This window comes from Nostoc sp. ChiVER01, assembly GCF_034531155.1.
In the GTDB taxonomy this organism is placed as follows: Bacteria; Cyanobacteriota; Cyanobacteriia; order Cyanobacteriales; family Nostocaceae; genus Nostoc.
Genome location: NZ_JAVRBS010000053.1, coordinates 1 through 26717, shown reverse-complemented (window position 1 = coordinate 26717; position 26717 = coordinate 1). Strand labels below are relative to the sequence as shown.

Below are 26717 nucleotides of genomic sequence, written 5' to 3'. Positions count from 1 at the left end.
TGATGTTGCTCCTGTGGCAATGAGCGCTCCTGCTATCAACGGTTAATTCTAAGCTCTAGCTAAATTAAAAAGCGCTCTCCTGCAAAGGAGGGCGCTTTTAATTTAAGTTAGTAACAGATACTGTTGTAAAGTTAGATAAAAACTCAGAAACATTGTTGATAATTACTAAAAAATAGCGAAAAATTATACAAAAAACAAAGACAAACTTTGTAAAAACTCTAGGTAGAATACATAAGCCTCACCTTTTTTCTCAAAATCATGGGCAATATTTTTGGTCATCTATTTCGCATCAGTACTTTTGGCGAGTCTCACGGCGGCGGTGTGGGGGTTGTGATTGATGGTTGTCCTCCCCAACTAGAAATTTCGGCAGAAGAAATTCAAGTAGAACTAGATAGAAGGCGTCCTGGGCAAAGTAAGATTACAACGCCTCGCAAAGAAGCGGATACCTGTGAGATTTTATCAGGGGTATTTGAAGGCAAAACTCTGGGAACGCCTATAACAATTTTGGTGCGGAACAAAGACACTCGCCCCCAAGACTACAACGAGATGTCTGAGAAATATCGGCCTTCTCATGCGGATGCAACTTATGATGCAAAATATGGCATTCGTAATTGGCAAGGTGGTGGTAGATCATCAGCGCGTGAGACAATCGGAAGAGTAGCAGCAGGTGCGATCGCTAAAAAAATTCTTCGTCAAGTGGCCAATGTCGAAGTTATCGCTTATGTTAAGCGCATCAAAGATTTAGAAGGTGTAGTTGATCCAAATACTGTCACCTTAGAACAAGTGGAAAGCAATATCGTTCGCTGTCCCGATGCTGAATGCAGCGATCGCATGATTGAATTAATTGAGCAAATAGGTAGACAAGGTGATTCTATAGGCGGTGTAGTAGAATGTGTAGCGCGAAATGTGCCGAAAGGTTTGGGCGAACCAGTATTTGATAAATTAGAAGCTGATATCGCCAAAGGTGTCATGTCTCTCCCTGCTAGCAAAGGCTTTGAAATTGGTTCCGGTTTTGGGGGAACACTGCTAACGGGAATTGAGCATAACGACGAATTTTATATTGATCCAAATGGTGAAATCCGCACACTAACAAATCGTTCTGGTGGTATTCAAGGGGGAATTTCCAATGGAGAAAATATTATTTTGCGAGTTGCATTTAAGCCGACAGCAACAATTAGAAAAGAGCAGAAAACTGTAACTCGTGAAGGCGAAGAAACGCTCTTAGCAGCCAAAGGACGCCACGATCCTTGTGTATTACCGCGTGCAGTTCCAATGGTTGAGGCAATGGTGGCATTGGTGCTGTGTGACCATTTGTTAAGGTATAACGGGCAGTGTAAGGTTTTGTAGGCATCCTGACTAATAGGTGAGTTAGGAGTTAGGAGGGAATAATTAATGCCCAATGCCCAATGCCCAATGTCCAATTCCTAATTCCAATCCTGTTCCTCTTTCTTACCGCGACTTTTGTAAATACCCCCCAGGTTGTGAATTTGGCGAGTTTTCTCATAAAGTTCGGCTTCGGTCAAACCCCACTGCTGCAAAGCTTTATCTAGGTCTTTTTGGATATCTCTTGCCCCTGGAAACCCTTGATAACGCATTCGCAGCCTAGCTAATTCTGCTAAGTTATAGTCTGTCGCCTCTTGAGAGAGTAAAATATCAATAAGGGGGCGATCGCGGTTATAAAGAGGATGTTGTTGGTCTTTACCTGCGGGTGCATTGGTCATCGTGAGTCCTGAGTGTCTTAGCGGTAGGGGAGTCTTGAGCCAGTGTTAAATTCTGAGTTTTTAGTTTAGCAGAACAGCTGAGGAACAAAAAAGGCAAAAGAAAATCATCTTCTGCACTGACAAGCTAATTGTCAAATTGAAAACTCCTAACTTCTAACTCCTAAATCTTCTTAGACGGCTAGTACACCTGATGTCTTACGGCTCTCACCACTGCCACTCAAGTTTAAATAAAGTTACATTGTTCTTAAGAAAATACAAAAAACTTTAGATGAGGGTGAATTTTATCTCACCCAAAGTCCAAGCAGCGAGGGAGCAAGAACCCATTATGTTTGAACACTTCACTTCCGAAGCCATTAGAGTAATTATGTTAGCTCAGGAGGAAGCCCGTCGCCTGGGACACAACTTTGTAGGAACAGAACAAATTCTCCTGGGTTTGATGGGAGAAGGAACTGGGGTTGCTGCTAAAGTGCTGGCCGAATTAGGCGTTACCCTCAAAGATGCACGTCGCGAGGTAGAAAAAATTATTGGTAGGGGTTCTGGCTTTGTACCACCAGAAATTCCTTTTACTCCTAAAGTAAAAAGCCTCTTCGAGCAATCGTTTAAAGAAGCTCATAGTCTGGGACAGAATTACATTAATACTGAACACTTACTCTTAGGATTAACCGAGGCTGGTGAAGGTGTTGCCGCCAAAGTACTGCAAAATCTAGGAGTTGACTTCAAGACTGTCCGTAGTGCCATAATTCGCCGTTTGGGTGAAAATGCATCGGCTTTAGCAGGTGGTAGTAGTAGTCAAAAACGCACCCAACCACTAACTATGGAAGAGTTTGGTCGTAATTTGACCAAATTAGCGCAAGAAGGCAGACTCGACCCCGTAGTTGGTCGCCAGAAGGAAATTGAGCGAGCGATCCAGATCCTTGGTCGCCGCACTAAGAATAACCCAGTGTTGATTGGAGAACCAGGAGTTGGTAAAACTGCGATCGCAGAAGGTCTAGCTCAACGGATTATCAACCAGGATGTTCCCGAAAGTTTGCAAGACAAGCAAGTTATCAGCCTTGATATGGGGTCTTTGGTAGCTGGAACTCGCTTCCGTGGCGATTTTGAAGAACGGATCAAAAAAGTCGTGGAAGAAGTCCGCACTGTGGGCAATATCATCTTGGTGATTGACGAAATTCACACCTTGGTTGGCGCTGGTGGTACAGAAGGTGGTTTGGATGCAGCAAACATCCTCAAACCTGCCTTAGCACGGGGTGAACTCCAGTGTATTGGCGCAACTACCCTCGATGAGTATCGTAAGCATATCGAGCGCGATGCCGCCCTAGAGCGTCGTTTCCAACCAATCATGGTTGGCGAACCCTCAGTAGAGGAAACCGTACAAATTCTTTACGGCTTGCGCGGCGCTTACGAACAGCACCACAAAGTCACAATTTTAGATTCGGCACTTGTAGCAGCAGCTGAATTATCAGACCGCTACATTAGCGATCGCTTCTTGCCAGATAAGGCAATAGACTTAATTGATGAAGCTGGTTCTCGCGTTCGTCTGCGGAACTCTCAAATTTCTCCCAATAAAGAACTTAAGCGTGAACTCGCTGGCGTTACCAAAGAGAAAGAAGCAGCAGTCAGAGTCCAAGATTTTGACAAAGCCACACAACTGCGCGATCAAGAGTTAAAACTCGCAGAACAACTGCAAGCAACATTTGCACAAAACGATCAACCTGTCAACTCTACTGTAGTTGACGAAGAAGATATCGCTCAAATCGTTGCCTCTTGGACTGGCGTACCAGTTAACAAGCTTACTGAGTCTGAGTCAGAATTGCTTCTGCACCTAGAAGACACTCTGCATCAACGGCTAATCGGTCAAGAGCAAGCAGTCTCGGCTGTATCTCGTGGTATCCGTCGCGCCCGTGTCGGCTTGAAGAATCCCAATCGTCCCATTGCTAGCTTTATCTTCTCTGGGCCTACCGGAGTCGGTAAAACAGAATTGGCGAAGGCATTAGCTGCCTACTTCTTCGGTGCGGAAGACTCCATGATTCGCCTAGATATGTCCGAATACATGGAAAGCCACACCGTCGCCAAGTTAATTGGTTCGCCTCCTGGTTATGTCGGATACGACGAAGGTGGACAGCTTACAGAAGCCGTGCGGCGCAAACCATACACAGTGCTGCTATTCGACGAAATCGAAAAAGCACACCCCGATGTATTCAATATGTTGCTGCAACTCTTAGATGACGGTCATCTTACCGATGCCAAAGGTCGGAAAGTGGACTTCAAGAATACCCTGATCATTTTGACTTCTAACATCGGTTCCAAGGTGATTGAAAAAGGCGGTAGTGGTTTAGGCTTTGACTTCGACACTCAAGCCGACGCTAGTTATAACCGTATCCGCACCTTGGTAAACGAGGAATTGAAAGCTTACTTCCGTCCTGAGTTCCTGAACCGTCTTGATGAAATCATCGTCTTCACTCAGCTTTCCAAGGATGAAGTGAAGCAAATCGCTGAGATTATGCTTCGTGATGTTTCTAAGCGCTTGACAGAAAAAGGAATTATCTTAGAAGTTAGCGATCGCTTCAAAGACCGTGTAGTACAAGAAGGCTACAACCCTAGTTATGGTGCTAGACCATTACGCCGGGCAATTATGCGCCTCCTAGAAGATTCTCTCGCCGAAGCAATGCTGTCTGGTGAAATTACAGATGGCGATACAGCGATTGTTGATGTTGATGATGACTCTCAAGTAAGAGTACGAAAATCAGAAAAACGAGAATTGCTCTTGGCAAATGTTGGCTAATTTTATACCTGGTCGCTTTTTGCTGTAATATTTGAGGAATACGCTAGCCTCTCATCTAAGTAGAGGCGATCGCAGGGGCATCTCCGACAAACATCAAGTGAAATGGTATTATATCTTTCACCCCTAGTAGAAATACTGGGGGCTTTTTTTATGCAATTTTATTTTGAATGCAGTAGGCAGAGAGCTAGCTGTGCGCTTTATATTCTCCACAAATCAACAACTCATGGCGATATTGATTCTTCTGTTAACAATTCTGATGCTGCTTCACTTTTAACTACATTATTGGAATCAGCAGATTTAGAAAAAGTATCTGCTATATCTTTGATAAAACCAGCTACAGGTACCGCGATTAGCAAACCCAAGACTCCACCAACATTGGTTCCTACAAGCAAAGCAATTAATACCCATATTGGTCTAATACCAGTAAACTTGCCTAAAAGTCGTGGTGCGATCGCCTGATCAATTAACTGGTCAATGACAACAGCTACTGCAAAAATCTTCACTGCTAGCCAAAAGTCATGTGTAGCTATTATTAAAGTTATTACAACAAGACTCACGACATCGCCAAAGGGAATTAAACTCAAAAGCCCAACCCCCAAACCAAAAAGTAAAGCAAACTGCACTTGAAAAGCTAAAAATAATAATGTTAATGAAACTCCCATAAGCAAAGCCAAACTTCCCTGACCAACCAAGTAATTTTGAAAGTTTTGTTGAATAGATTGACTTACCTTCTGAGCAAAACTTCCGGGTAGTTTTTTAAATATCATCTCCCAAATCCTTGGGCCATCTAACAACAGATAGAAAGTCAATACTATTGTGATTAATGCCTCAGAAATACTATCAATCGTATCTATGAGAATACTTAAAAGTTTATCTGAAAGAAACTCTAATTCATTGGGTAATTGCTCAGTTAATCGGCTCAATAACTGACTTAAATTCACATTTACTTTGTGCCTAAAAAACCAATCATTTAAAATATGAAGTTTTTCTTTACTAGAATCAATCCATTGGGGAAAAACTTTCACCATCTCATTAAATTGCTCTAAAACAATGGGAATTAAAGTTATACCCAGAGCAACGATAATTATCAATGCTGAGATAAAAACTAATGCTACTGCATAGCCACGTTTCACTCCTCGTTTTTGGAGAATGGTAACAGGATAGTTCAAAATGAATGCAAGCAAAGTAGCCAAAACAAGAATTGTTACAACAGGTTGAAAATTTTTAACCAGCAAAAATGCTAGCCAACCATTGAGAAACACTAGAGGAAATAACAGCGTAAAAATTAACCATCTAAGCAGTTGATTCAGTGGAAAATTCATAATTAATTTAAAAATCCCAATTATTTCAGTTATTAGATTGAACCGAGTAATTAAATATGTTCAAGACTCAGAACTTGCACCAGTCCCAACAACCGCCTCAGCATGAATTATGAGGCTGATTTTTAAAGTCTTCTAAAAAAGACTGTGTAGGGTTTATAGTCCAATACAGTTGAGTTAAGCATTTCTTTCTTCTCTCTGCGTCCTTGGCGTCCTTGGCGGTAGCCTGCGGCAAGCCGTTCGCGTAGCGTCTCGTAGAGAAGCGTCTACGTTAAAAAAATTGAGTTTGACAAAGAGTTTTAGCCTTAACTGAACCGTATTGATTTATAGTCCACTAAGCGTGGACTTGTGCTATTAGTCAGATAATTTCTTCTCTGGTGAGAAAGTAGGCAGGTGCAAAATACAACCAAGGGTAAGTACATAAGAAAAATCTCCCCCTACTCCCCACTCCCCATTCTTCCAATCACGAACTTTCAGCAAAAGCTAAAAATTGCTCCTCATTGATTCGGCCTGCTTGATACAGAGTATTAGTAATTTCCGAAATAGTTAAAACCGCATGACTGCGATAACCATTTTGCTGTAATCTATCTTTCACTCCTTGTTCATGGTCGATAAATACCACAATATCATTAACATTTAATCCTGCTGATTCTAACTTTCCTGCCCCTTCCATAACACTTTTACCACTGATGAGAATATCGTCAACAACTACAACTGTTTCACCAGGATGAAAGTTACCCTCAATTACTCTCCGAGTTCCATGTGCCTTCACCTCTTTTCGAGGGAAAATCATTGGGCAATTAAGGCGCAAAGCTAAACCAGTCGCAGTAGGTAAGGAACCATAGGGAATACCTGCTAATCTATCAAAAATGAGATCCTTCAAAATATCCTGATATGCAGTGAGAACTTGATTAAAAACTTGGGGATTGGAAATAATTTTGCGTAAGTCGATGTAATAAGGAAATATAGCTCCTGATGCTTGGACAAAACTACCAAACATAATGCAGTCAATATCATAAAGTTGTAAAATCAAATCTTGGTAGGGATGCTGATTTAGGAAACAAACATCAGGAAACCACACAGAACATGTGGAATTTTCATAGATAATCTCAGTTTTGATTTGATTAATTTCTGCGCGTAGAGACTGGATTTCCTCAGATAGTTGGGTGTTTCCCAGCATATCTTGAGGAACAGGAATCAATAAACCATCACCGTTAGTATTCAAACCCGCTTCTAAAATCTGCTTCAAGTTTGCGCCTTCTGCCCAGATGCTACGCGCCATAATAATTCGTTCAGGCGCGATCGCTCGAATAAGTGCTAAAATCTCAGGATTTGTAGTTCCCACTTCCAAACCCAATTGTTCTGGAGTTCCCCAGGTTTTTGATTCTTTTACCACCTGTAAATAAAGGGGCGATTCGTTTGTCGGATATTGCTGTAAAGCTTCTGCACCTGAATTAGAGGTACAGCATAAAATAAACACGGCTTTATCAGGGTAGACCAAAAAAGGTGCTACATGATCTTGTCCTGTATAAGGACTGAGAGTGATTGCATCCACCTGCCATTCTGTAAACACAGTTTGGGCAAAAATGGTACTAGTATTTAAGTCACTATGTTTTGCATCTAAAATGACTGGAATATGGGGTGGAATAGCTGCTAAAGTTTTATACAGCAATTCTAAACCGGGGATACCTAATGCTTCGTAAAAGCCAAGTGTTGGTTTATAAGCACAAACATAATCAGAAGTTTCTGCAATAATGAATTGCAACCACTTCTCCAAACCAGTGATGAGTTCTTCAGATTCATAACGCACAGGCATCATCTCTAGATTTGGATCAAGTCCTACAAATAGTAAGCTTTGATTTTGTAAGATATTACGATTCAATTTATCAAAAAAGTTCATTTTTTTAGTAAAAAAGTTCGTTTACGAAAACATTGATTCTGTTAATTCAGTACCACCAGCTTTCCGTCCTAATAGATAGTGAATTATTACAAAGAAGATAACCATCGGCACTGAAGCAAAGTGAATAATCCGCAATGCTTGCCAACTGCCAAAGAAATCCACAATCCAGTAAAATTGAGCAGGTTTATACATTCCTATTCCTGTAAATAATGCCAACAACAAAATAGGAATAATTGCTGTATACGCAATCCGATGCCAAGCATAAATTAGACGTTTAGAATTTTGACTTTTTTGTAATGCTCTGAGGTCATTAGCACCTACAAATCGGTGTCGCCAGCGCCGAGTAATTAAAATGTAAATTCCATACCACAGGAGATTCAGTGAAAATAGCCACATTGCTGCAAAATGCCAGTGTCTACCTCCTGCTAGCCAACCTCCTAATGTAAATATTGGCGGAATGTGCAAACCTGCGCGTCCACCAAAAACCGGGTTAGCGTTGTAAATTTGTAGTCCACTGGTGAGCATGATAAATAGACTAATGATGTTACACCAGTGGAAAATTTTAGCTCCTATTGCTTGAGTGGGTGGCTTTCGAGTTTGAGAGGGGGTTGAAGTCATAGATTTTGACTGATAAAATTTGTTGTTTATCTGTCTTGAGTAATATAGTCCAGTAAACTTGGGGGTGGACATTACTCACCTTTATTTTCCCATCCTCTGACTCAGTATTCTGACATTAATGGTTTACCATCTGCTGTTTTAAATGTCAGTTTAAGTGTGGCTAAGGTTGTTCTAAGTTAAATTTTCAAAATTGGGCGATATCTACGATGGGCTATTGGGTAGCGTTGCTAAGATGCTGTACCCTGTTTTAGTGCCTATGATCAAAGATATTCTATCCAGTGTAGCTCTAGCGGCGATCGCTATCTCAACCCCGAACACAACCATCATCATCATACTCACAACGATCGCCACCATTCTGGAAATTCTCAAGTTACGTTACAGTCTCTTTTAACTCTGGGAATCGCTGGTGGTCTAGTTCCTTGCCCGTCAGCACTGGTATTATTGTTGAGCGCAATCGCACTTCACCAAACTGCATACGGTTTAATCTTGGTATGTGCATTCAGCGTGGGATTAGCAGTCGTACTAGTAACCATTGGTTTAGTCATTAGACCTCTTGGCAAAAGTGCTTTTTGCACTCTTGGGGAAAAGGGTAAAGGTTAAAGGGGAAAAGGACGATACAGAACTTTTTCCCCTTCCCCTTTTCCCGACTTATGCAAGAAGTCTATTATCTATGCTCACCAATGGCTGAAGGTTTTTCATGGGTTCAACCATTTCAGTAGTATACGCCGATAATTACTGCGATGCCTACGGCAGGCTACGCCTACGCAGTAATTATTGTAGGAAGTGTACTCATGGCTTGTGCTGTATAGGTGTAAAAAAGACAATACAGATCAGTTAAGCTTGCAAAAAATAACACTTCGTGCCTAAGGTTAATTATTTAAAAACTGGCATGTTTTCTAATAGCCGTGTACTGTCTTGCTGTTGTATTCATCTCAATCACCAACTCTGTGCCTTGACCTAATTGAGAATTACACTTAAGTTTACCTTGATGTTTTTCAACTATAATTTCTCGACTAATTGATAGTCCTAGCCCTTGACTACCTACTGGTTTAGTTGTAAAAAATGGTTCAAATATATGTCGTTTGATATGAGGAAGTATGCCTTGACCATTGTCAGAAATGCGAATTATAATTTTGTGTTTTTTTCCTAGTAGTTTATCATTTCCCCAAACTTCATTACTCTTAATTAATGATAAATGGCTACTAGCAATTTCTGTATGAATAAAAATTTTCGGAGTAAAGGAATAATCATGTTTCATCCTTTCTTCTAAAGCATCAATGGCATTAGTCAAGATGTTCATAAATACCTGATTTAGTTCACCAGGGTAACACTCGATTAAAGGTAATTCCCCAAAGTTTTTAATTACTTCAATCCCGACTCTATCAGGCTTTTCTTTCAAACGATGCTGCAAAATCCTCAGAACACTATCAAGTCCTTTATGCAGGTCAACCTTTTTTGTTTGACCTTCGTCAGAGCTTGAAAAATTCTGCAAGGCGAAAACAATTTCTTTAACGCGCTCAGATCCGGCTCGCATTGACCACAGCAATTTCAAAAAATCTTTCTTCACGAAACCAAGGTCGAGGCGTTGCAGCTGTAAGGCTATAACTGGTATCGGTGTGGGATAGTGATGTTGGTAAAGTTCAATAATTCTGATTAAGTCTTCAGCATATTGACTCGCAGGATGGAGATTACCGTAGATGAAGCTAACGGGGTTGTTAATTTCGTTAGTCATATCCGCCACCAGTTGACCGAGATTAGCCATTTTCTGGTTCTGTAATAACTGATTTTGGGTATATTTGAGTTCTTCGAGGGTCGTTTCTAACTGCTGTGATTTTTCCCTAACTTGGTCTTCGGTAGATTGGAGTTGTTCAAATAGTTGGTATTGTTGAGTAGCGTAGGCGCAGCCCGTCGTAGACATCGCTTTATCTTGAGTAATATCCTTGTGCGTCCCCGCCATTCGTATTGGCTTTCCGGATTCATCCCACTGAAATACTTTCCCACAAGTCAAAATCCACTTCCACTCCCCGGATTTGGTCAACATTCGCAATTCGACTTCAAACACAGGTGTGCATCCTTGAAGATAATCGTGCAATACCTGGCGAATTTTCGGTAAATCCTGTGGATGTACAAGTTTCTCAAAGGATTTATGCTCATTGTCGATTTCGTCTACTCTATAACCCAGGATGCCTTTCCAGTGAGGATCATAATAAGTTTTGTTAGTTACTAAATTCCAATCCCACAACCCCAAGCCACTGGCTATTAATGCCATTTGTAAGGCCGCTTGTGAGCATTGACAAGTATCTAAATTCTCTTGAGATAAGTCTTTTGATTCTGGGAAACTCTGGGAATCTTGTACTGATAGAGCTTCCGGTTCATGGGTAGCGGGTTTTTCGATATGCATAGCTGCTGGTACGATGAGGAAGATTCCTGTAGCTCTCTCTACGCTGTCTTAACACCCTGACGATCCAGTTATGGATAAAATCGTCTATTTAATTGATTAGGCTGTTACTGCCCATATCAATTTGGATGGAATTTAGAAAAGGTAATGCGATCGCAGTTGCGATTTTTTAGAAAAAAATAGCTCTATTGTGTGCATCTACATTCTAAGATATGTCTAAAAAAAGTAGTTAAAATCACATATAATTACCTAAAAACTTGAAGAAATTTGTAAAAAAAATTCTCTGCTGAAGTCATGTCAAATGTTTTAGGATACAAAAAATTGTCAAGTCTTGTTTGTAGCTTTTTGGAAAACGACTGGCTGCTATCCAGACAAAGCAGACTACATTGAGTTGCAAAGAAGAATGGTGTGAGAAAATTTCATGCTTTAGAGCCAATCAGTAATGACTATAGATGAAGTAGTTTTGCTACTAAAAGCCAGTCAAGCAACCGATTTAACGACACTCCAAGAGATTATATTGCGTTCTTCGTGGGAAGGAAAAACCTACACGAATATAGCCTGTGAAGCTGACTACGATGAAGAACATGTCAGGAAAATTGCTGCTCATTTATGGCAATTACTGAGTGCTTTTTGTAAAGAACCTATAAATAAATCAAACTTTCGCCAGACTGTAGAAAATCATCGTCTTAGCAAAGCACATCAGCAATTAGTTAAAGAATTCAACAAAGCAGCCACGGCTATATCCTTAGAATTTCCTAGTGGCCTAGTATCTCTTAATTCCAGATTTTACATCCCTCGACCGCCAATTGAGGAACTCGCCTATGCAGAAATGGCTAAACCTGGAAGTCTCATCTGCATCAAAGCACCCAAGAAGATGGGGAAAAGCTCTCTGATTTTGCGGTTACTTACACGCGCGAACAATCAAGGCTTTCGTACCGTGATGCTAGATTTTCAGCAAGCAGAGAAAGCAGTATTTGCCAGTTTGGATACATTTTTGCGCTGGTTCTGTACAAACATCAGTCGGGAGTTACAGCTAGAACCAAAACTCAATGATTACTGGAATGAAAATATAGATAGCATCAGTTGCTTTATCTATTTCCAAGAGTGTTTACTGTCTGCGCTGGAAAGTCCTCTTGTTTTTATATTGGATGAGGTGGACTGGGTGTTTGAGCATCCAGAAATTGTTGAAGAATTGTTATTATTGCTGCGATCGTGGTATGAACAAGCCAAAGATGTAGAAGTTTGGCAAAAACTGCGTCTAGTTCTAGTTTATTCTACGGAAATTCTTGCTCTGATAAAACTGACTCAATCATCATTTAATATTGGTTTCCCGATTAACTTATCTCCCTTTACAAAAGAGCAGGTGTTGGATTTAGCATTACGTCACGGCTTGGATTGGACAGATGGTAAAAATGTCGAGAGTTTGATGACAATGGTGGGAGGATATCCTTATTTGCTGCGATTAGCTTTTTATCATCTTGTGGGTAAAGGAGGACTAGAAGGGGATTTAGAACAGCTATTGCAACAAGCACCCACAGAAGCAGGAATTTATCACGAGTATTTAAAGCAATTTGTGTTAGTGCTACAAGATGAGCCGGAATTGCAAAATGCTTTTTATGAAGTAATTAACGCTATAAATTATGTGGAATTAGAGCCAGCATTGGCATATAAATTGCAGAGTATGGGGCTAATTAATTTAGAAAGCGATGTCTACGACGAGCTACGCCTACGCAGTACTGTTGCGTGTGAATTATATCGTTTATATTTTCAACAATATCTGAATAAAAGTGAGATTTTAAATAAAAATAATTGTGTTGAACGATTATTTTAACGTAAGATTAAGCTGGTAGCACAACGCAATATTTCATGACCATAAAGTTTATTCTGAGCGACTATGTTGACCGAGCGATCGCCCAGGCAATTTATGACAAGTTAGAAGATGGTACATTTGTAGGTCGAATTCCTGTTTGCAAAGGATTGATAGCCTTTGCATCGACTTTGCGCGAGTGTGAGGATGAATTACGTTCAACACTGGAAGACTGGATTTTGCTTGGGTTAAAGCTGGGACATTCTTTACCAATAATTGATAATATTGACCTCAACAAGGAGCCGACTCTTGAGCCGATGGATACCTTGTAGGCGTCGGGATTTTGTGAAGAAGTTACGACGTATTGGGTTTGAAGGGCCTTATTCTGGAACAAGACATCAGTTTATGGTTTATGGGCAACATCGTCTAACTATTCCCTCTAATGATGAGTATTCTGTACCACAATTGCGGCTGATGATTCGGGAAATTGAGGTTATTCTAGAGCGGGAAATCACGCTAGAAGAATGGAATAGCCTTTAAGATTTGCTCAGAAGCGATGTCTGACGACAACAGCGATCGCTTGTCGTTTTATACTCTAAACTAAAGCGATGTCTCTGACGGGCTACGCCTAAGCCAGATTTCGGCTCAATCATATACCAAAATGAATGCGTAAATTACTCTAATAAGTAAGCAAACTGGGGTTTAAGAAAGTAAAAGCAGCTTTTGCTTGCGGAAAACACCAAAATGAGAAAGCAAAAGCTGCTTTTGGGTGTGGAAAACACTCAAATGTGATATTAAAACCTGCTTTTGAAGAAGCAAAAGCTGCTTTTATTTGTGGAAAACACTAAAATGCGACATTAAAACCTGCTTTTGAAGAAGTAAAAGCTGCTTTTGCTTGTGGAAAACACTAAAATGTGACATTAAAAGCTGCTTTTGAGAAAGGAAAAGCTGCTTTTAAAGAAGTAATCAGGCATTTTTACTTATTGAATATGAATTTTAGTCTAGGCGATCGCTCCTTCAAGTTTTAGCATGGTACGCTTTGCACAAAACCTGTAAATTTGTATCCTCATGTAGTCTATTCTGGATTTGAGGGGAGGCGATCGAGATTAAAGTCAAAACACCAACTAATGCATGATACCCAACTGCTACCTCGAATTAATGCCACAGCCAAAAGAGAAAATGGTAAACAATATTATGTAGATGCCAAGGGAAACCGCTTTCCCAGCGTGACTACAATACTTAATGCCACCAAATCACAAGCAGACAGAGACAGACTATTAAACTGGAAAACGCGTGTTGGTACAGAAGAAGCTAGCCGCATTACTACCACTGCTAGCCGTCGGGGAACCCAAACACACAAACAAATTGAGCGCTACCTTCTTGGACAAAACCCTGTTTGTCCCGAAGCAAGTCGCCCTTATTGGGAGAGTATCAAGCCAGTTTTAGAACAAATCGACACAATTAGACTGGTGGAAGGCTCTGTTTTTCATCATGATTTGAGCTATTCTGGCAAAGTTGATTGTATTGCCAGTTATCAAGGTATACCCTGTATTTGTGAGTGGAAAACAGCAGACAAGCCCAAAGGTTCAGTTGAGCATTTATATGAACATCCACTGCAACTTACCGCGTACATCGGAGCAGCTAACGAGTATTATCGAGATTATGGTATTCAGCTAAACCACGCTCTCTTGGTAATAGCAATTCCAGAAATGCCAGCAGAGATATTTTGGTTTGAATCAGTAGTCATTAAAGATTACTGGGAGCAGTGGGAAAAAAGAGTTGCTGAATATTGGGAACGCAGAAGTGTTTGGGATTAATTAGTAGGATTGCACAATCACCGAAAAACTGCATTTCGTAACGTGAAGTAAATTTTCACGAGTAATAACAACAAGCAATCTAACCTTGTAATGGCAAGACAGTAATTAACCCAGAATAATCTTGCAAAATCACTTGTGTTGTGAGTAAATAACTGAGAAATGCCATAAACTAACATCGTGGCAACAATATTTGCATCATGAACTTGCTTACCACCGCTAGGAACTTCCTCCATGAGTGTCAGTAACCTTTCTGTCACTTGAGAACTATCTTCGGCCACCCGAAATCGGTTATAGAAATAGCGGAGATCCTGAATTACTATTGCAATAGGTAGTGAGTTGACAAACTGTTGCGGACGAGTAAGGGTAGCCAAATATTCCCGCAACACTTGTCGGCTAATCCACAAGTCAACCCCTGCATCATAAAAATCTTGAATAGCCTCTATAGCAGCTTGGTGAAATGGAGACTGAATCTGACTAGCGTACACCAGGATATTTGTGTCTAGAAAAACAGGATTACCGCCCCCAATCACCATACATATCCTCACGTCTTAAAGAAAGGTTTTCAGGCCAAGGGCCATAATTATGCACAGGGAAGTTTAGAGGAGGACGTTTTCCCTTGCTCTCTGCTTTCTCTGCCAAAGGCTTTTCATCAATTACTATTACCACCTGATGTTCACCCTCTGGAATATCCAATGGTAACTGCGCTGTAATCTTACCATCTTTTGTAACTGTGGCAATTGTTTCTATACTTTTCATCTCATTTATCCTTAATCAATCCATTACAGCTAAAACAGCTTTCGGTAATAACTTATCTTTAAACCAAACAATTCTGGCGGGGACATCGTTTAATTTTACTCCCGCTTTTTCTAAATTAAGTCGCTCGGAAATTGCTAAAATTAAGTCATCACGTCCAGCCCGTCGCACCTGAGAAAACTTCTTTTGTAAATATTCTGGCCGCCAATAACCAACAATTTCTAATAAGAATGTGCGTCCATCAGCATGAACTAAGCGAAAATCGGGAATCATCACACTACCGGGAATTGGTATTAAATCAACTTCTCGCTCTAACGCCCAACCACTTTTTAACGCATCCCATTTATCAGCAAAGGATGCCTCTAGCATACTATCGTAGGGCTTACCTGGGGGATAGTGAGATACCAAACCACATTCAGAATTGAGAGTAAAACGTCCAGTTTTCCAAGTATTTGTATAAGCATCGCGGGTTTGGAGAATCGACGAGAGACTCCATTTAGTAACGTGAAGTAAAGCCGGAATAAGTTTAGCGATCGCTAACCCATATCGTGTACTAGGATTAAACAAACTCGTCGGCCCATCAATAGTAATTGTAAACCCGTGGTCAGCATCGCCCTCAATATAAGCCATCAATTGAAACAACTTTAAATAGCGAAATAACAGCTTATATTCACCCGGAACATTCCGATGAGCATTTAACACCAATTGACTAGCTTTATAAAATACACCCTGCACCTGAGATAAATTATATCGATTTAATACATCTGGCGCTGTTGGTGCATCAAACACTGTCAAAATTTTATTTTCAGATAAATCAGCATAGAGTCCATTCCGAACCTGTTCTAATAAAACCTCGCGCTCAAGTTCTTGAGTTAACTCATCAGCAACTTTACTCAAAGTAACTTGTGTAGATTCCCGACTAGAAACCGATTTTGCAGCCAACGAAAACACCCGTTCTCTTAACATTTGTGGTTCCAAAGGACTAACCACCTCAAAAGTACAAAAACTACTTTTGAGAATATAAGCTAACCCTCGCTTCACGCGATAATCTGTAGAATCTCCTTCAAAATCAGTCAATTGTCGTTCAAGCACACCTTGAGTCTTCCCCACTGCTGATTGAAAATAATTAATTAACTCAATCGCCAACTCCGAAGTTTTCTGATCAATCTTCAGTCTCTTCGGAATGATCTCCTCTCCGTTTTGGCGATGCATCAGTAAATCTGTCGGTAACATCTGCTGAATTTTGGATTTTAGATTTTGGATTTTGGACTGAATAATTAATTTCTAACTGTTCCGCAGCCTTCAAACTCCGTTCCTTCCCACTTCCATACACAACCTGCAAATTTCCTTTCTTCTCCCCTTGTCCCCTTGTCTCCTTGTCCCCTTGTCCCCTTATCCTCTCCCCTCTCCGCCTAGCCGAAGTTCCCTCCTCACTCGTATCCTCCGCCACCACTTCATACAAAATCGCCTGCTTATTCTCAATATTCCCCTTCCGTAAAACCCTACCCAATCGCTGAGTATACTCCCTAGCCGAACCTGTTCCCGATAAAATAATCGCAACAGTTGCCGCAGGTACATCAACCCCTTCATTCAACACATGAGAAGCAACCAAAGTATTATATTTACCCTCTCGAAACTTGGTTAATATCTCATGGCGTTCTTTTACAGGAGTTTGATGAGTAATTGCCGGAATTAGCAACTCTTGAGAAATGCGATAAACCGTTGTATTATCAGCAGTAAAAATCAAAATTCTTGCCGGATAATGTTCTGCCAATAAATCAATCAAAATTCGCAACTTTCCATCAGTACCCAAGGCGATATCTTTCGCTTCTCGATGCGCTAACATTGCCCTACGTCCAGATTGCGATCTAGCACTCATTTGCACGAACATTTGCCAACCTTGCAGACTCCCCAAAGAAATCTTCGATTGCTTTAAAAAGTCATTGCGGGTTTGAATTAACTGGTTGTATCTTTCCCGCTCAAGTTGCGATAACTTTACCTTAATTTGAACAATTTCATGTTCTGCTAACGCCTTCCCCGCCAAATCTTCGGCGCGTTTGCGATATACTTCTTCTCCAATGAGAATATTTAAATCAGCGTGTTTACCATCGGTGCGTTCTGGTGTCGCGGAGAGTCCAAGACGATAAGGTGCGATCGCATATTCAGCAATCACTCGATTAAAATCTGTGGGTAAATGATGACATTCATCAAAAACAATCAAACCATATTGATTTCCCAACGTCTCAGCGTGAATTGCTGCACTATCATAAGTTGCAACGAGAATTGCCGTTCTATCCCGCGAACCACCACCCAGCAATCCCACATCAGCATCAGGGAAAGCCGCTACTAAGTGTGCATACCACTGATGCATTAAATCCAAAGTTGGTACGACAATTAGCGTCGTGCGCGGCGTTGACTGCATCGCCATTTGCGCCAAATAAGTCTTTCCCGCCGCCGTGGGAAGCACAACAACTCCTTGTCTACCCGCCAGTTTCCAAGCTGCTAGCGCCTCAGTTTGGTGGGGATAGGGTTCCATTTCCAGACTAGGAACTAAATCTACAGGATAAAATTGCTTTGCCTCATCGATAAAATTCACATCTTCCGCTTGTAGTACTTCCACTAGCGATCGATATCTAATTGCGGGAATGCGGAATTTTTCAACTCTATCATCCCATGTAGCATAATCCATCCAACCTTTACCGCGTGGTGGTGGATGCAAAATTAATGTACCACGATCAAAACTTAATGTAGGAGTACGAGCCATTTCGGGGATTGGAGATTGGGCATTGGGGATTGGGCATTCATTTCGCTATGCCCTATTTCCTAGTCTATTGATTACTAATAACGCAAAAAGTGCATGATTCATCCAACTAACTCTAAGAAAACCCAACTAGATGCGCTCATTAATCACGGAATGTCACATCGAAAAACCAACAATAACTTTGCCGTTATTAGCTTTTAAAGGATAAATACTTATTAGAAAAATGAAGTTTAATTCCAATACAGTTGAGTTAAGCATTTCTTTGCCTCCTTCTCTAACGAGACACTACACGTTGGCATTCGCATTAGCGTCTCTGAAAGAGAAGCTTCTTGCAGAGAAGGCAGTAGCCTGCGTCAAGCCAGTTTGCATCTACAGTCATAAAAATTTAACCCAAGCGTATTGAGTTTAATTCAGGTTAAAGGCAAAGGAGAAATGATGATTTATATCCTAAGAGGAATTAATCTAAAGATTTAATATATCTATGCTTTTTGATAGAGAATTAAAAATAAATATATATCATTAGAACGACCATTATTAGGTTATTGTATATTTGCTAAAACTAAGTTTTACTACCTTAGATAGATTCATACCAATTAACTGTTTCGATGTGTATTTTTTCAATGCATAATAAATGTTGAGCGATGTCTACAATGGTCACTGAGTGCCTGGTGAGGAAATATCTGAACTATGCCGAAGTGCAGGTTACGCTAACGCATTATCAAGCTGATTTTGGGAATAATCCTTTAGCTAGCTGCATAAAAGGAGAAGCCACATTGAAAGGAATATGTTCCCTTCTAGCGCCCTATGCTGTGACATTATTAGCTGTTGGTAGCGCATTGCAACTAACACTATTGCTACAGCCACTACTGAAACCAACTATTTTTCTGCTATTTTTTCCTGCCGTGGCGGTTAGTGCCTGGTATGGCGGTATGAAAGCAGGGTTACTAGGTACTGCTTTGTCTACTTTAGTCGTTACCTTCTTTTTCTTAGAGCCAGTGTTTTTGCTCTTTGTTAAGAATCTAGAGAGCATAGTGCGGTTAGGCTTGTTTATGCTGGTAACAATACTCATAAGCTTGCTCACCTCAGAGTTACGCACTGCTAAACAACATCTTCAAATAAGTTTGCAGAAACTACAGGTGAGCGAGGCAAAATTTAGAAGGTTGGTAGATTCCAACATCATTGGGGTAATTGTAGCCAATATGGACGGGGCGATCGCAGAAGCTAACGATGCCTTTTTAGCAATGGTAGGTTATTCGCAAGAGGATTTGCTAGCAGGACTTCGATGGCGCGACATGATACCACCAGAATATATTGAAGCTAACAACAGTGCGATTGCAGAACTCAAAACCAAAGGCGTGTGTCAGCCTTTTGAGAACGAATACATCCGCAAAGATGCCAGCCGCGTTCCCATCCTGTTAGGTTGCGCTTTGTTAGAAAATAATCCAGAGGAAGTTATCTGTTTTGTAGTTAATTTAAGCGAACGCAAGCAAGTAGAAGCAGCACTGCGTCAACAAGAAGATCAACTTCGCCTGATTACAAATGCTGTACCTGTCCAAATTTCCTATGTTGATAACGAACAGTGTTATCGCTTTAATAATAAAGGATATGAAGACTGGTATGAAATTCCTGCTTCAGAAATTTATGGTAAACACATTAGAGAAATTGTCGGAGAATCTGTTTATCAGTCAATTCTTCCTTATATAGAAACGGTACTTTCAGGAGAACAAGTAACTTACGAAACCCAAGTACCCGATAAAAATGGCACAAACCATTATCTGAATGTCAGTTACGTTCCCCAGTTCAGTCAGCAAGGAAAAGTTGAAGGATTTGTTGCCCTAATTACAGATATTACACTTCATAAGTTAGCAGAAGCAGCTCTCAAACAGAGCGATAAACGCTTAAGGACACTCACAGAAAAAGTCCGTGTGATTCCTTGGGAGGTAAATGCTACTACCGGAAATTTTACTTATGTAGGGCCGCAAACCGTTGATATTCTTGGTTATCCTTTGTCAGACTGGTATACCGATAATTTCTGGGAAAAATACATGCATTCAGAAGATCGAAAGTGGGCTATCCAGTATTGCCAAGAATCTTCTTTATCATTGAATAATTACGAATTTGAATACAGAATGTTGGCGGCTGATGGCAGAGTCGTCTGGTTGTATGACATTGTTAATGTGGTGCGGGATGAGAATGGGCCGCAACTATTACATGGATTCATGATTGATATTACCGATCGCAAGCAAGCAGAGCAAGAACGCGAACAATTGCTGAAGCGCGAACAGACAGCACGCGCCGATGCCGAAGCTGCAAATCGGATGAAAGATGAATTTCTCGCCACACTCTCCCACGAACTCCGCACACCCTTAAACGCCGTATTGGGCTGGGCACAGCTACTTAGGAATCGCAAGTTTGATGAAACGACTACTGCGCGGGCACTAGAGACAATCGAGCGTAACACTAAATCCCTAGCTCAACTAATCGAAGATGTCTTAGATGTCTCGCGGATTATTAGAGGCACACTCCATCTAAATATTCATCGGGTAAAACTTGTACCACTTGTAGAAGCAGCAATCGATACTGTGTACCCAGCAGCCCAAGCCAAAGAGATTAGCATCAACTGTAAATTCGACCCGGAAGTAGGGGTAGTTGTGGGTGATGGCAACCGCTTGCAACAAGTTGTATGGAATTTGCTCTCTAATGCCGTTAAGTTTACACCCAAAGGGGGAAGAATTGATGTGCAATTGGAGCGCATTGAATCTAGCGTGCAAATTCGGGTGAGCGACACAGGAGTAGGAATTGCTGCCGAATTCCTGTGCCATGTATTTGAACGCTTCTATCAACAAGACAGTTCGATCACGCGATCGCATGGTGGATTAGGATTAGGGTTAGCGATCGTCCGCCACTTGGTAGAATTACACGGCGGCACAGTCTCTGCCGAAAGTCCAGGAATTGGACAGGGTGCAACATTCATTGTCAATTTACCAATGAAAGCCGTTTATGTAGACGCTAATACCGCAGAGCAGCTTTCACCTGTTGGAGATACCCAAGACACTAACAATTACCTGCCAAAGCTAGATGATTTGCGGGTGCTGATTGTTGATGATGAGGCCGACGCGCGTCATTTGCTCACCACAATTCTAGGACAGTATGGGGCCCAAGTCATGGCTGCTCCATCTGCAAGTGATGCACTGCTGGCCCTACAAGAATTTCGCCCCCATATACTGGTAAGCGATATTGGTATGCCACAAGAAGACGGCTACACACTAATTCGTCAAATCAGGGCGCTACCAGCAGACCAAGGTGGGCGAATTCCAGCAGTAGCGCTGACAGCCTATGCTAGGGCAGAAGATCGGACACAAGCTTTGTTAGCAGGCTTTCAACTCCATGTCCCCAAACCAGTCAATCCGGGCGAGTTAGCAGCCGTAATTGCCAACCTTACCGGACGTACTTGAATAGTTTAATAAAAATTAGAACTAGCCTTGTCAAATGTAGGAACAATAACTGTTTTTTATCTTATAAAATTGCTAGTAGCAGCTTATACTTACTTAGGTTGTTTCAATTTTTTGTAACTCAACAAGTGGTTTTGATACAACAGGTAGTTTTGGCACAATAAGTGGTTTTGGCACAATATTTACGTGATTTGTAGCAGGTTTAACAGTAGCATTTTTGACTTTTGAAACGCTACTAACAGGGGGATCTGCACCTTCTGTTGAAGTACCTCCTTGATAGCTTTCTTCTTCTTTTTCGGTAAGCTTCCTCAAAATACCTAATTCTAAAATTTTAATAACCATTCGTAAAACCTCTAAAATTAAAACTTACATAAGAAATGTATAGCAAATACATTGATATATCAATATGTATGTTTAACTTTTTTTAAACGCATTATGATCTGTATTAACGCCTTGCGATTTTGGAATTTTATAGTCAACTTCTAATAAATACGTTGTTTTCACACAAGAACATAAGTAAGTCGGTGCAATAAAACCAAACTATGTAAACAAAAGCAAATAAGGCTCAAACTCTTTCTCCCCTGATCCCAGCAAGAACTGCCTTATTGCAACAATAATTATTTACGCCGACCTACTTACCGCAGTCAGTAGGTTTCCTTTTTTGCTTTTTCAAGAGTTTTGCCCAAGTGCTTAACTTTTGGTATGCTTGAAGCTGAAAAGAAAGCCGTTTTATAAGTGCGTAGCTCTAAACCTATTTTTCTGGTAAAATCGCATAATTTAACTAAATAATGCCACGGCAAGCCCAAATAAAAAGCTTCAGAAAACGTTGGTTTCCTCAGATTCTCAAAAGAACTCTGATTGTACTGTTAATAATGGGGCTATTGTTAGTGGGATTCGCCACTTACACTGTGCGCCAATCCTTTGCTCAAGAGAGTGGCACAATTCAACTACCCAAACTCAAAGCAGAAGTAACTATCCAGCGCGATAAATGGGGAATTCCCCATATTTATGCTGCCAACTCCCACGATTTATTCATGGCGCAAGGTTATATCCACGCCCAAGACCGCTTTTGGCAAATGGATTTTTGGCGACACATCGGTTCTGGGCGACTGTCAGAAATGTTTGGTTCCTCTCAGGTTGACACTGACAGATATCTGCGAACTATGGGTTGGGCAAGGGTGGCGCAGCAAGAAATTCAAGAAATGAATGCAGAGATGAAAGCATACTTGGAAGCTTATGCAGATGGTGTAAATGCTTATCTGGCAGAGCATCAAGGCAGCGCCCTGAGTCTAGAGTACGCTGTGCTAAAATTCCTCAATCCTGGGTATAAGCCAGAACCTTGGCAAGTAGTGCATTCCTTGACTTGGGGGAAAGTAATGGCTTACGATTTGGGCAGAAATTTTGATAGCGAAATTGAACGTGCCATCCTGCTCAAAACTCTTACCCCTGCTCAAGTAGAGGAACTTTTTCCACCATACCCTAAAGAACTACCAGTGATTTTGCCTGAGTTACAGCAAGGAGGAGGAGCAGGGGAGGCAAGGGAAGAGAATAATGTTGAAGTACTTTTTAATTCTCCAGATGTTTTCCCTGCTTTAGAGTCAATTACTAAGCCGATGATGGCTTTGGAAAAACTTATAGGGCCTACGGGTATAGGTATTGGCTCAAACAATTGGGTGATATCTGGTAAGCGGACAGCTACGGGTAAGCCAATTTTGGCGAATGACCCCCATTTAGGTGTGCAAATACCTTCTATCTGGTATGAGGTTGGTTTGCACTGTACGCCCAAGAGTGCAGAATGTCCTTACAATGTTATCGGCTTTTCTTTTGCGGGAATGATTGGAGTAATTATTGGTCATAGCGATCGCATTGCCTGGGGTGTGACTAATGTACAATCTGATGTGATGGATTTATACATCGAGAAAATCAACCCGAAAAACCCCAACCAGTATGAAGTAAATGGTAAATGGGTTGATATGCAACTTGTGAAAGAAACGATTCAAGTCGCGGGAAGTCAGCCGATTGTCCAAATGGTGCGTTATACCCGACATGGGCCAATTCTCTCCGATGTTTCGCCTAATCTGAAGGAATTTAAACCCAGTCAGCCTATAGAAGTACCGCAAAACTACGCCGTAGCCCTGCGTTGGACAGCTTTAGCACCTTCCAAACTAGCCTATGCTATTCCCCAAATCAATCGCGCCCAAAATTGGCAGGAATTCCGTATTGCTGCCAGTAACTATGATGTCCCTGCTCAAAACTTAGTCTACGCTGATATTGATGGCAATATTGGCTACCAAATGCCTGGTAAATTCCCTATCCGCGCCAAGGGAGATGGGCGTTATCCTGTTCCTGGTTGGACGGATGAATATGAATGGCAAAGCTATATTGACTTTGAGCAATTACCCAAAAGTTTTAATCCTTCCCTTGGTTATATTGCTACTGCCAATAATTTAGTTAAGCGTGAATATCCTTACCTGATTACCACAGACTGGGTTTATGGCTATCGGGCACAGCGCATCGTTGAGATGATTTCACAAAAAACCGAAGCGATTTCCTTAAAAGATGTGCAACAGATGCAGGGTGACGATCGCAATCTCAATGCACAAACACTAGTACCACTACTAAAATCTATCACAGTTGATACTCATCGCTTGCAAGCAGCCCAAAAACTGCTCTTAGATTGGAATTTGCAGTTGAGAATGACATCGCCTGCGGCTGCCTTATTTGAAGTATTTTGGAAACACCTGCTAGTAGATACATTTCACGATCAGTTGCCTGAAAAGTACTTTCCTGATGGAGGCGATCGCTGGTATGCTGTGGTAGCAAACTTAGTCAAACAGCCTAATAGTTCTTGGTGGGATAATCGCAACACCCCAAAGATTGAAAACCGCGACCAAATTCTACGGCAGTCCTTTACAAAAGCTGTGGATGAACTAGAACGTATTCAAAGCAAAGACCCGCAAAACTGGAATTGGGGCAAGCTGCATACTGTTACTTTTAAAAACGCTACTTTGGGTAAATCTGGAGTTGCACCGATTGAAGCTTTATTTAATCGTGGTGCATTTGCCACGGCTGGTAATGGCGAAACAGTCAATGCTAACCGATGGAGAGCAAATGAATCCTTTGAAGTGACTGATATTCCTTCACTGCGGATGATTGTAGATTTGGGAGATTTGAATAACTCAATAGCGATTCATACCCCTGGACAATCAGGACATGCTTTCCATACTCACTACAACGATATGGTTGACCCTTGGCGCAAAATTGAATATCACCCCATGCTGTGGGAACGAAAGAATGTTACAGCTAGTACTACTGGGACATTGAAGTTAGTTCCAAAATAATCAACGTAAAAGTCATGTCCTGCAAGGAACTGAAGTTCCTTGTTAATAGCAAAACTCATCTGAAGATGACTAAATATACCCAAAATCTTTAGTCTACTTCAGTAGAATTTAGCTGTTAGCCTTGAACTTTAGTTCCAGGCGGGTGAGTCAAGCCTTCATATCATGTCCGCATAATTAGTTACGATTTCCACAGTCATTTGACCCCACCCCCAACCCCTCCCCGCTTGCGGGGAGGGGAGACAAAGCATAGCTTTGGCGGGGTGGGGTTCTTGGGGTTTAATAAGTAATTAAGCGGACATGATATCAGTTAAGCTATCTCTAATTTTTAGTTTTTATAAAAATCAGTTCTTAATCCATTCTTATAATCAATAGCTTGCAAGGTGAGATGATGAAATTACTGAACCATTAGCTGGATAACAGAGGCTATATTCAATTTTCAAAGATATAAGTAGTATCTACTATTGATTATGAATCAGCCTACAATAAAATCTTGGCAAGAAGTTCTCGCTACGTTTAAAAAAATCTGGGGTTATGAAGATTTTCGTCCGCCACAAGGAGAAATTGTCAGCAGTTTATTGTCACAAAAAGATGCGCTGATTATTATGCCCACAGGTGGCGGAAAGTCGATTTGCTTTCAACTTCCCGCGCTACTACAAACAGGATTAACTCTAGTAGTTTCGCCGTTAGTAGCGTTGATGGAAAATCAAGTTCAGGAACTATTACAAAGCAATCAAAAAGCTGCACTTTTGCATAGTGAATTACCTTCATCTCAACGCCGTGCAACTCTGCAAGCTTTAGAACGTCAACAGCTAAGATTGCTTTATTTATCGCCAGAAACTTTGCTAAGTGCGCCAGTGTGGGAGAGATTATGTCAGCCGCACTTGCAAATTAATGGCTTAATTTTGGATGAAGCTCATTGTTTAGTGCAGTGGGGTGATACTTTTCGCCCAGCTTATCGCAGATTGGGGGCTGTACGTCCGGCATTGCTAAAATCAAAACCACCAGGAACAAAAATCAGCATAGCCGCTTTTACCGCGACTGCTGACCCGTTAGCCCAAAAGATTATTCAAACAGTTTTACAATTACAGCAACCAGAAGTTTTCCGCTTGAATCCCTACCGTCCGAATTTGCATCCCAGCGTTCGCATTGCTTGGACACCACGAGGTAGAAAACAACAATTATTAAAGTTTATTCAAAATAGACCGCAACAATCTGGGTTAGTTTATGTTCGCACTAGAAGAGATAGCGAAGATTTAGCCCAATGGTTAGCAGAGATGGGTTATGCCACAGCTAGTTATCATGCAGGATTGGGTGCGACCGAACGCCGTGAAGTAGAAGCAAACTGGTTGGGTGGCAAAATTCCCTTTGTTGTGTGTACCTGTGCATTTGGTATGGGGATTAATAAAAGCAATGTCAGGTGGGTAGCGCACTTTCATGCGCCACATTTATTATCTGAATATGTGCAAGAAATTGGCCGCGCTGGAAGGGATGGGAAACCAGCAGAAGCGTTGACGCTGGTAAGTGAACCTACGGGATGGTTAGACTCAGAAGATAAGCAAAGACAGGAATTTTTTCAAGAAAAAATGCGATCGCAACAACAAATAGCGCAGCAACTTGTGAAAAAATTACCAAAACAGGGAGAAGTGAATGCAGTAACTCGACAATTTCCCGAAGGTGCAACGGCGCTAGCTTTACTCCATAGCAGTGGTCAGCTAAACTGGCTTGATCCTTTTCATTACACCATTGCTCAAAAAACCGGAAATCAGCCAGCGACGCAATTACACGCTGCTAAACAGATGCATCAGTATTTAACAACTAAGCAGTGTCGTTGGCAGTTTTTGTTAAATGCCTTTGGTTTTGACAAAGAAGCTGCTAACTTACGTTGCGGACATTGCGATAATTGCCGTCAATGAGTATCAAAGACTCATTCACGAATATCAAAGACTCGTCAGCGAGTATAAAAGACTCATTCACGAGTATCAAAGACTCGTCAGCGAGTATCAAAGACTCATTCACGAGTATCAAAGACTCATTCACGAGTATCAAAG

The 26717-nt window shown here is 41.2% G+C and carries 21 protein-coding genes; 11 read left to right on the top strand and 10 right to left on the bottom strand.

All coding sequences use genetic code 11. The annotated features are described in order from the left end of the window. Positions 1-258 precede the first annotated feature (258 nt). Positions 259-1347, top strand: coding sequence for a chorismate synthase (gene aroC / locus RMY00_RS35365; RefSeq protein ID WP_322652017.1), 1089 nt, complete (start codon positions 259-261; stop codon positions 1345-1347). 77 nt (positions 1348-1424) lie between these two features. On the opposite strand, the gene RMY00_RS35360 is transcribed toward aroC, so the two are convergent. After that, positions 1425-1721 carry a DUF3288 family protein gene (locus RMY00_RS35360; RefSeq protein WP_322652016.1) on the bottom strand — a complete coding sequence of 99 codons (297 nt, stop codon included), beginning with the start codon at positions 1719-1721 and terminating at the stop codon, positions 1425-1427. A gap of 325 nt (positions 1722-2046) precedes the next feature. Between RMY00_RS35360 and RMY00_RS35355 the strand changes: the two genes are divergently transcribed. Then, positions 2047-4503, top strand: coding sequence for an ATP-dependent Clp protease ATP-binding subunit (locus RMY00_RS35355; protein ID WP_322652015.1), 2457 nt, complete (start codon positions 2047-2049; stop codon positions 4501-4503). Between the two features lie 221 nt (positions 4504-4724). Here RMY00_RS35355 and RMY00_RS35350 read toward each other — a convergent pair whose 3' ends face one another. The 3 genes from RMY00_RS35350 to RMY00_RS35340 all read right to left on the bottom strand — a co-directional run bounded on the left by RMY00_RS35350 (position 4725) and on the right by RMY00_RS35340 (position 8340). Then, positions 4725-5825: an AI-2E family transporter gene (locus RMY00_RS35350; protein ID WP_322652014.1), complete on the bottom strand. Its 1101-nt coding sequence runs from the start codon at positions 5823-5825 to the stop codon at positions 4725-4727. A 460-nt stretch (positions 5826-6285) separates the two neighbouring features. After that, positions 6286-7722 carry a bifunctional orotidine-5'-phosphate decarboxylase/orotate phosphoribosyltransferase gene (locus RMY00_RS35345; RefSeq protein WP_322652013.1) on the bottom strand — a complete coding sequence of 479 codons (1437 nt, stop codon included), beginning with the start codon at positions 7720-7722 and terminating at the stop codon, positions 6286-6288. 21 nt (positions 7723-7743) lie between these two features. Then, positions 7744-8340, bottom strand: coding sequence for a cytochrome b/b6 domain-containing protein (locus RMY00_RS35340; RefSeq protein ID WP_322652012.1), 597 nt, complete (start codon positions 8338-8340; stop codon positions 7744-7746). A gap of 190 nt (positions 8341-8530) precedes the next feature. On the opposite strand from RMY00_RS35340, the gene RMY00_RS35335 reads away from it, so the two are divergent. Beyond that, a complete protein-coding gene (locus tag RMY00_RS35335; RefSeq protein ID WP_322652011.1) occupies positions 8531-8731 on the top strand; it encodes a hypothetical protein in 201 nt (66 codons plus the stop codon). Between the two features lie 2 nt (positions 8732-8733). Further along, positions 8734-8940, top strand: coding sequence for a hypothetical protein (locus RMY00_RS35330; protein ID WP_322652018.1), 207 nt, complete (start codon positions 8734-8736; stop codon positions 8938-8940). Positions 8941-9217: 277 nt separating this feature from the next. On the opposite strand, the gene RMY00_RS35325 is transcribed toward RMY00_RS35330, so the two are convergent. Then, the gene (locus RMY00_RS35325; protein WP_322652010.1) at positions 9218-10741 is read right to left on the bottom strand and encodes a PAS domain-containing sensor histidine kinase; all 1524 of its coding nucleotides are present in this window, start codon (positions 10739-10741) and stop codon (positions 9218-9220) included. Positions 10742-11180: 439 nt separating this feature from the next. Between RMY00_RS35325 and RMY00_RS35320 the strand changes: the two genes are divergently transcribed. The 4 genes from RMY00_RS35320 (at position 11181) to RMY00_RS35305 (ending at position 14362) form a co-directional block, all read left to right on the top strand. Beyond that, positions 11181-12569 (top strand): AAA-like domain-containing protein, encoded by a 1389-nt coding sequence (locus RMY00_RS35320; RefSeq protein ID WP_322652009.1) that lies wholly within the window; start codon positions 11181-11183, stop codon positions 12567-12569. Positions 12570-12604: 35 nt separating this feature from the next. Then, positions 12605-12877, top strand: a complete 273-nt coding sequence (locus RMY00_RS35315) for a type II toxin-antitoxin system HicB family antitoxin (RefSeq protein ID WP_322652008.1) — start codon at positions 12605-12607, stop codon at positions 12875-12877. Between the two features lie 13 nt (positions 12878-12890). After that, a complete protein-coding gene (locus tag RMY00_RS35310) occupies positions 12891-13085 on the top strand; it encodes a hypothetical protein (protein WP_322652007.1) in 195 nt (64 codons plus the stop codon). A 587-nt stretch (positions 13086-13672) separates the two neighbouring features. Then, positions 13673-14362 (top strand): PD-(D/E)XK nuclease family protein, encoded by a 690-nt coding sequence (locus RMY00_RS35305; RefSeq protein ID WP_322652006.1) that lies wholly within the window; start codon positions 13673-13675, stop codon positions 14360-14362. A 17-nt stretch (positions 14363-14379) separates the two neighbouring features. On the opposite strand, the gene RMY00_RS35300 is transcribed toward RMY00_RS35305, so the two are convergent. The 4 genes from RMY00_RS35300 to RMY00_RS35285 are packed head-to-tail and all read right to left on the bottom strand — an operon-like array spanning position 14380 to position 17879. Next, positions 14380-14895: a type II toxin-antitoxin system VapC family toxin gene (locus RMY00_RS35300; RefSeq protein ID WP_322652005.1), complete on the bottom strand. Its 516-nt coding sequence runs from the start codon at positions 14893-14895 to the stop codon at positions 14380-14382. Continuing rightward, positions 14876-15118: a hypothetical protein gene (locus tag RMY00_RS35295; protein ID WP_322652004.1), complete on the bottom strand. Its 243-nt coding sequence runs from the start codon at positions 15116-15118 to the stop codon at positions 14876-14878. Before RMY00_RS35295 ends, RMY00_RS35300 begins: the two co-directional genes overlap by 20 nt. A 15-nt stretch (positions 15119-15133) precedes the next feature. Continuing rightward, positions 15134-16348: a DUF790 family protein gene (locus RMY00_RS35290; protein ID WP_322652003.1), complete on the bottom strand. Its 1215-nt coding sequence runs from the start codon at positions 16346-16348 to the stop codon at positions 15134-15136. Next, positions 16278-17879: a DEAD/DEAH box helicase gene (locus RMY00_RS35285; RefSeq protein WP_322652002.1), complete on the bottom strand. Its 1602-nt coding sequence runs from the start codon at positions 17877-17879 to the stop codon at positions 16278-16280. The genes RMY00_RS35290 and RMY00_RS35285 overlap by 71 nt, the downstream gene beginning before the upstream one ends. Positions 17880-18649: 770 nt before the next feature. Here RMY00_RS35285 and RMY00_RS35280 point away from each other — a divergent pair. Next, entirely contained in the window at positions 18650-21331 is a 2682-nt protein-coding gene (locus RMY00_RS35280; protein ID WP_416212128.1) for a PAS domain S-box protein, read from the top strand. Positions 21332-21424: 93 nt separating this feature from the next. Here RMY00_RS35280 and RMY00_RS35275 read toward each other — a convergent pair whose 3' ends face one another. Continuing rightward, positions 21425-21670 carry a hypothetical protein gene (locus RMY00_RS35275; protein ID WP_322652000.1) on the bottom strand — a complete coding sequence of 82 codons (246 nt, stop codon included), beginning with the start codon at positions 21668-21670 and terminating at the stop codon, positions 21425-21427. Between the two features lie 446 nt (positions 21671-22116). On the opposite strand from RMY00_RS35275, the gene RMY00_RS35270 reads away from it, so the two are divergent. Both RMY00_RS35270 and RMY00_RS35265 read left to right on the top strand, forming a co-directional pair. Continuing rightward, complete coding sequence (locus RMY00_RS35270) at positions 22117-24669, top strand: penicillin acylase family protein (protein WP_322651999.1); 2553 nt, start codon at positions 22117-22119, stop codon at positions 24667-24669. 467 nt (positions 24670-25136) lie between these two features. Further along, a complete protein-coding gene (locus tag RMY00_RS35265) occupies positions 25137-26582 on the top strand; it encodes an ATP-dependent DNA helicase RecQ (RefSeq protein WP_322651998.1) in 1446 nt (481 codons plus the stop codon). Positions 26583-26717: the final 135 nt, after the last annotated feature.

Excerpts from the sequence above, each read along its gene's own strand:
- aroC (WP_322652017.1), top strand. The coding sequence starts at position 259 with ATGGGCAATATTTTTGGTCATCTATTTCGCATCAGTACTTTTGGCGAG.
- RMY00_RS35360 (WP_322652016.1), bottom strand. The coding sequence starts at position 1,721 with ATGACCAATGCACCCGCAGGTAAAGACCAACAACATCCTCTTTATAAC.
- RMY00_RS35355 (WP_322652015.1), top strand. The coding sequence starts at position 2,047 with ATGTTTGAACACTTCACTTCCGAAGCCATTAGAGTAATTATGTTAGCT.
- RMY00_RS35350 (WP_322652014.1), bottom strand. The coding sequence starts at position 5,825 with ATGAATTTTCCACTGAATCAACTGCTTAGATGGTTAATTTTTACGCTG.
- RMY00_RS35345 (WP_322652013.1), bottom strand. The coding sequence starts at position 7,722 with ATGAACTTTTTTGATAAATTGAATCGTAATATCTTACAAAATCAAAGC.
- RMY00_RS35340 (WP_322652012.1), bottom strand. The coding sequence starts at position 8,340 with ATGACTTCAACCCCCTCTCAAACTCGAAAGCCACCCACTCAAGCAATA.
- RMY00_RS35325 (WP_322652010.1), bottom strand. The coding sequence starts at position 10,741 with ATGCATATCGAAAAACCCGCTACCCATGAACCGGAAGCTCTATCAGTA.
- RMY00_RS35320 (WP_322652009.1), top strand. The coding sequence starts at position 11,181 with ATGACTATAGATGAAGTAGTTTTGCTACTAAAAGCCAGTCAAGCAACC.
- RMY00_RS35315 (WP_322652008.1), top strand. The coding sequence starts at position 12,605 with ATGACCATAAAGTTTATTCTGAGCGACTATGTTGACCGAGCGATCGCC.
- RMY00_RS35305 (WP_322652006.1), top strand. The coding sequence starts at position 13,673 with ATGCATGATACCCAACTGCTACCTCGAATTAATGCCACAGCCAAAAGA.
- RMY00_RS35300 (WP_322652005.1), bottom strand. The coding sequence starts at position 14,895 with ATGGTGATTGGGGGCGGTAATCCTGTTTTTCTAGACACAAATATCCTG.
- RMY00_RS35295 (WP_322652004.1), bottom strand. The coding sequence starts at position 15,118 with ATGAAAAGTATAGAAACAATTGCCACAGTTACAAAAGATGGTAAGATT.
- RMY00_RS35290 (WP_322652003.1), bottom strand. The coding sequence starts at position 16,348 with ATGTTACCGACAGATTTACTGATGCATCGCCAAAACGGAGAGGAGATC.
- RMY00_RS35285 (WP_322652002.1), bottom strand. The coding sequence starts at position 17,879 with ATGGCTCGTACTCCTACATTAAGTTTTGATCGTGGTACATTAATTTTG.
- RMY00_RS35275 (WP_322652000.1), bottom strand. The coding sequence starts at position 21,670 with ATGGTTATTAAAATTTTAGAATTAGGTATTTTGAGGAAGCTTACCGAA.
- RMY00_RS35270 (WP_322651999.1), top strand. The coding sequence starts at position 22,117 with ATGCCACGGCAAGCCCAAATAAAAAGCTTCAGAAAACGTTGGTTTCCT.
- RMY00_RS35265 (WP_322651998.1), top strand. The coding sequence starts at position 25,137 with ATGAATCAGCCTACAATAAAATCTTGGCAAGAAGTTCTCGCTACGTTT.